The organism is Pseudomonas protegens (assembly GCF_003732485.1).
Taxonomy (GTDB): Bacteria; Pseudomonadota; Gammaproteobacteria; order Pseudomonadales; family Pseudomonadaceae; genus Aquipseudomonas; species Aquipseudomonas protegens_B.
This window is the reverse complement of the sequence record NZ_MOAK01000086.1, coordinates 380663-385654: the sequence shown is the minus strand read 5'-3', so window position 1 is coordinate 385654 and position 4992 is coordinate 380663. Positions and strand designations below refer to the sequence as shown.

Below are 4992 nucleotides of genomic sequence, written 5' to 3'. Positions count from 1 at the left end.
CTGCTTGATCCGCTCCAGAGATTCCACCGCAGTGTGCAGCTTGCTCTGGGAACCCCCGTAGCGCTGCGCCACGGCCTGCTGGGCCTTTTGCACGCTCTCGGTGGCCTTGACGGTATCCACCTGCTGTTTCAAATGTTTGATATTGCCTTCGGCCTGGGTCACGGCCTTGCGCAATTGGGCCACGCTGGCGGCAAAACCATCGGCCTGCTCGCGCTCGACCGCCAGCTCATTTTCCAGGTTGGCGATCTTCTGCGCTACTTCCTGGGCAAGATTTTCATTACCCGCTTCCAGGGCCTTGAGGGCATAGCTTTCATACTCGGCGATCTTCGCCGCGCTGCCATTGGCACGCTCGGCGGCGAGTTTCTGCCGGGCCATGATCTCGGCCAGGGCCTCCTTGGACTTGCGCAGTTCCTGGTCGGCGTCGCGGATTTCCTGATCGAGAATCCTCAGGGCCTGGCTGTCCACCAGGGCTTCGCCCGCTTCATTGGCGCCACCGCGCAGGGCGGTAAGCAACTTGCTCCATACGTTCATGTGCATTCCTCCAGGTCAGGCCTGAGCCTTCAAGTAGCCTTCATAGGCCTCGGTAGCCCTGATCACGTTGCTGGCCAGGGTTTCGATCTCGTAGAGCACGTTGGAGAGGATCGAGGTGGCGCTGAGCGCACCGAACATCATGTAGAAGCGCTCGCCGCCAAGACGGGTTTCCAGGCCGATGCTCGACAGCGGGAACAACTGTCGGCTGAGCAGCACTTCTTCGTTGAAGGCCTGCACATCGGTCACTTCGCTTTGCGGCCAGAGCAACGCCTCTACCAGGATCTGCTCGCCGGACAGGGCAACGAACAACGGCAGGTCGCCGTATTCACGCATGGTCACGTGCAAGCTCGGTTCGGCCCCCTCAAGCAGCTCAACGCTGGCTTCGCCGCTATTGAACAGCTCGGTGGCTGCCAGGGCCTGGCACAACGATCGGGCATTCCAGATCTGCGGCATGCTCATTTCTCCATCCTTTTCCACAGGAGCCAGCCCCTCGAAGGGCTGACGCAGTTTGCGTTCAACCGCCAGCAACGCCTGGGCGTTCTCGGGCAGTATCCAGACTTCCTTTTTCACCAGGCCCTGATCACGCAGGCGCTGGCGGAATAAACGTTGGTAATGGGCTGAGGATTTGTTTTCCATGGCGCACAGACTAGAACATCACATGTAAGGTTTTCAATTCATCACATGTAATTTTTTAAAGGGGTATTTGTAACAAGAATTTTCTATCGATCCGCTCGAAACAAATCGCCGGCCCCGTGACGGGGCATAGACCACATTGAGCGATTTGCAACCGCCTTTCTCATGAACGGCGCCATTAAACCCGCCACCCAAGAGAATGAGAAGCACAAATATCCCGGCATCGACCTGGAAATAATGAATGAAGGCCACCGCCCAGCGCTGCCTTAATGGCAACCAATGGTCTAGGCTAGACGGATTTTCCTGCCCAGCGGATGCCCCATGAACAGCCTCAGCAAGCCCCTCGCCGGATTGAAAGTGATCGAACTCGGCACCCTGATCGCCGGCCCCTTCGCCTCGCGTATCTGCGCCGAGTTCGGTGCCGAGGTGATCAAGGTCGAGTCCCCGGACGGCGGCGATCCGCTGCGCAAGTGGCGCAAGCTGTATGAAGGCACCTCGCTGTGGTGGTTCGTCCAGGCCCGCAACAAGAAATCCCTGACCCTGAACCTCAAGCACCCCGAAGGCCTGGCGGTGCTCAAGCAGCTGCTGGCCGAGGCCGACATCCTGATCGAGAACTTCCGACCCGGGGTCCTGGAAAAGCTCGGCCTTGGCTGGGACGTGTTGCACGCCCTCAACCCGAAACTGGTGATGGTGCGCCTGTCGGGCTTCGGCCAGACCGGCCCCATGAAGGACCAGCCCGGTTTCGGTGCGGTAGGCGAATCCATGGGTGGCCTGCGCTACATCACCGGCTTCGAGGATCGTCCGCCGGTACGCACCGGGATTTCCATCGGCGACTCCATCGCTGCCCTCTGGGGCGTGATTGGCGCGCTGATGGCCCTGCGTCATCGCGAGGTCAACGGCGGCCAGGGGCAAGTGGTGGACGTGGCGCTGTACGAGGCGATCTTCGCCATGATGGAAAGCATGGTCCCGGAGTTCGATGTGTTCGGTTTTATCCGCGAGCGCAGCGGCAATATCATGCCCGGCATCACCCCCTCCTCGATCCATACCAGCCTGGACGGCAAGCATGTGCAGATTGGCGCCAACGGCGATGCGATCTTCAAGCGCTTCATGCTGCTCATCGGCCGCGATGATCTGGCCAACGATCCCGCCCTGGCCGGCAACGACGGACGGGATACCCGTCGCGATGAACTCTATGGCGTGATCGACCGCTGGGTGGCCTCCCTGCCCCTGGACCAGGTACTGCAGCGGCTGAATCAGGCTGATGTTCCGGCGAGCCGGATCTTCAGCGCCGAAGACATGTTCCACGACCCGCAATTCCTCGCCCGGGAAATGTTCCTCCAGGCCAGGCTGCCCGACGGCAAGGCCTTCAAGATGCCGGGCATCGTGCCGAAACTCTCTGAGACGCCCGGCTCCGCGGACTGGGTCGGACCCGAGCTCGGCGAGCACTCGACAGAAGTCCTGGCCAGCCTGGGCTATAGCAGCGAACAGATCCAACACTTGCGCAACTCTGGGGCGATCTAAGCTGAAAAACCGGCTCTCCATCAGCGCCCTGCCCGGCGCCAACCAACCCTTGATACGCAGCCGCCTTCGGCGCTGCGTGACATTTCTGCTCGCCCTGCTGTGGTTGCCGAACGCCTCCAGCTCCCCCCAGGAGACCCTGCTCTGGCTCCTGCGGGACCTGCCGCCGCTGAGCATTTTCGAGGGTGAGCAGAAAGGACAAGGGGTCATCGACCTGCTGATGCCGCAACTGATCGCCAGCCTGCCGGAGTACCAGCAGCACATAGTCCGGGTCAATCGCGCCCGGGGCATGCAGATGTTGCGCGAGTCGGCCTTTGTCTGCGATCCGTCGCTGATCATGAACAAGGAGCGCGAGCAGTGGGTGACCTTCTCCATCACCAGCTTCCGGGTCCTGAGCAATGGCCTGGTGATCCGCCGCACCGACCATGAACACCTGACCCGCTTCGTCCAGGAGGGCAAGGTCGACCTGCGCGCCCTGCTCGCCAGCGGCCAGGAAAAAGTCGGAGTGGTCGCCGAGCGCAGCTATGGCCAACACGTCGACAACCTGTTGCAAAAAGCACCAGCGGATTCGGTCAATGCCCACCACGGCAACGACGCCCTGGGCAGCCTGTTGCAGATGCAACGCCTGGGTCGCCTGCGCTTGTTGCTGGGCTACTGGCCAGAGATTCGCTACCAGGCGATGCAGCAAGGCATAGACCCGCAGGAGCTGGAGTTCTATCCGATCCAGGGCACTCAGAAGTATCAGGAGATCCATATCGGCTGCAGCAAGACTGCTCAAGGGCGACAAGCCATAGCCCGGATCAACCAAGCCCTGCTCAAGCTGCGCGAGGAGAGTCTGGTGGAGCTGTACGCCACCTGGCTGGAGCCCGAGATGCGGGACCAATACCGTGCCGACGCCCAGGCCTATTTCCACGATCTGCACGACCACTGACAAATCCCGGGCAAAAAGAAACCCCGAGAAGTGGGGAGACGACTCGGGGTTAAACGTGGTCTTTTACGACCCGTACCAGCAGGCTACAAGCACCGGAGCACAATGCCTGATCCTGCTGATACTGAGTCTGACTGGCCGGATGACGGGAAGGTTCCGTAAAAATTTGCATCAGCTGCGCTGATCGAACACCTTGCCTTCGGCGGCATGGCGCAACGCGGCGATCACACAGGGCTCCAGCCGGCCTTCGGCGATCAGCACATCACGGTGCAAGCCATCGACTACATCGGTAAGCAGGCGCTTGTCGGTGAGCTGGGCCTGATTGACCTCACGCTCCACGACCATGGCGCCTGCAGCATTCTTCAAGGTCACCAGGCATTCGCCATGGGCGCCGCAAGGCGTCAGTGTGACCTGGTAGGGACTCAGCGACTCGCTCAACAAAAGACTGATACTTTCCATCTAGATCACCACTCAATAGCTCGAATTAGAGGTTCGAAAACAAAAATGCCGGTAGCTTTCTGACATTCAAGTGACCATCGCTCAGAGAAGAAAGTTCGCCACGCCTACTGCTGCCGACCTGAGTCATTCGAGCATGCACGGGTAACATGACAGATATAAAACGGCCGACCAGGCGCAAACCACGCCGCCGTTGCATTGGAGCCCAAGCTTTGAAAGCAATGTCGAACAACAAATTGCGCATCATCCTCGCCGACGACCACCCGATCTTCCTGATCGGCTTGCGTGCCGTGCTGGAGCAGGACGACAGCCTGGCCATTGTCGGCGAAGCCAGTTCGCCTTCCGCCCTGAGCCAGCTGATGCAGGAGACCGAATGCGATGTGCTGGTCACGGATTTCATGATGCCCGAGGAGCAGCAGAACGACGGCCTGCGCCTGATCGAGCAACTACGCCGGCATCATCCCGATCTGCCCATCGTGGTGGTGACCATGCTCAACCACGCCGGGCTGTTTCGTTCGATCCTCGATCTGGGGGTGATGGGGTTGCTGAGCAAGGCCAGCCTGGCCGATGAACTGCCGTCAGCCATTGCCCATGCGCGACAGCACAAACGCTATGTGGCCCAGGCCATCAAGCGGGCATTGAGCCTTGCCGGCGAAGTGGGGCCGGATCGACTGGTGTCCAAGGACCAGTTGTCGCCCCGGGAACTGGAAGTGATCCGCCTGCTGGCCGCCGGCCATGCGGTGGGCACCATCGCCGCTCAGCTCAACCGCAGCAAACAGACCGTCAGTGCGCAGAAAGTCAGCGCCATGCGCAAACTGGGCCTGGCCAGCGAAGCGGCGCTGTATATCTACGTCCAGGAACACGGGCTGTCCTAGGCACACAAACCGGTGGTCTGCTCGTCAAGGCCGTTGCAGCCCAGCCCCGGG

The 4992-nt window shown here is 60.6% G+C and carries 6 protein-coding genes; 3 read left to right on the top strand and 3 right to left on the bottom strand.

What is annotated here, in order from left to right; genetic code table 11:
- Positions 1-531: PspA/IM30 family protein (locus tag BLX41_RS28735; protein WP_259745296.1), on the bottom strand; the 531-nt coding region annotated here is incomplete at its 3' end.
- A gap of 15 nt (positions 532-546) precedes the next feature.
- On the bottom strand, positions 547-1167 hold the full coding sequence (gene bacA / locus BLX41_RS28730; protein WP_093404517.1) for a biofilm formation regulator BacA: 621 nt from the start codon (positions 1165-1167) through the stop codon (positions 547-549).
- A 318-nt stretch (positions 1168-1485) separates the two neighbouring features.
- On the opposite strand from bacA, the gene BLX41_RS28725 reads away from it, so the two are divergent.
- Together BLX41_RS28725 and BLX41_RS28720 are read left to right on the top strand one after the other, a co-directional pair.
- Complete coding sequence (locus tag BLX41_RS28725; RefSeq protein WP_123727609.1) at positions 1486-2685, top strand: CaiB/BaiF CoA transferase family protein; 1200 nt, start codon at positions 1486-1488, stop codon at positions 2683-2685.
- A 76-nt stretch (positions 2686-2761) separates the two neighbouring features.
- On the top strand, positions 2762-3613 hold the full coding sequence (locus BLX41_RS28720; RefSeq protein WP_404942805.1) for a TIGR02285 family protein: 852 nt from the start codon (positions 2762-2764) through the stop codon (positions 3611-3613).
- A gap of 168 nt (positions 3614-3781) precedes the next feature.
- Here BLX41_RS28720 and BLX41_RS28715 read toward each other — a convergent pair whose 3' ends face one another.
- Positions 3782-4069, bottom strand: a complete 288-nt coding sequence (locus BLX41_RS28715) for a DUF3509 domain-containing protein (RefSeq protein WP_123727608.1) — start codon at positions 4067-4069, stop codon at positions 3782-3784.
- Positions 4070-4287: 218 nt separating this feature from the next.
- On the opposite strand from BLX41_RS28715, the gene BLX41_RS28710 reads away from it, so the two are divergent.
- Entirely contained in the window at positions 4288-4941 is a 654-nt protein-coding gene (locus BLX41_RS28710; protein ID WP_185073833.1) for a response regulator, read from the top strand.
- Positions 4942-4992 lie beyond the last annotated feature (51 nt).

What these genes read in the sequence shown, in the direction of transcription:
- BLX41_RS28715 (WP_123727608.1), bottom strand. Translation starts at nt 4,069, where the DNA reads ATGGAAAGTATCAGTCTTTTGTTGAGCGAGTCGCTGAGTCCCTACCAG.
- BLX41_RS28710 (WP_185073833.1), top strand. Translation starts at nt 4,288, where the DNA reads ATGTCGAACAACAAATTGCGCATCATCCTCGCCGACGACCACCCGATC.
- bacA (WP_093404517.1), bottom strand. Translation starts at nt 1,167, where the DNA reads ATGGAAAACAAATCCTCAGCCCATTACCAACGTTTATTCCGCCAGCGC.
- BLX41_RS28725 (WP_123727609.1), top strand. Translation starts at nt 1,486, where the DNA reads ATGAACAGCCTCAGCAAGCCCCTCGCCGGATTGAAAGTGATCGAACTC.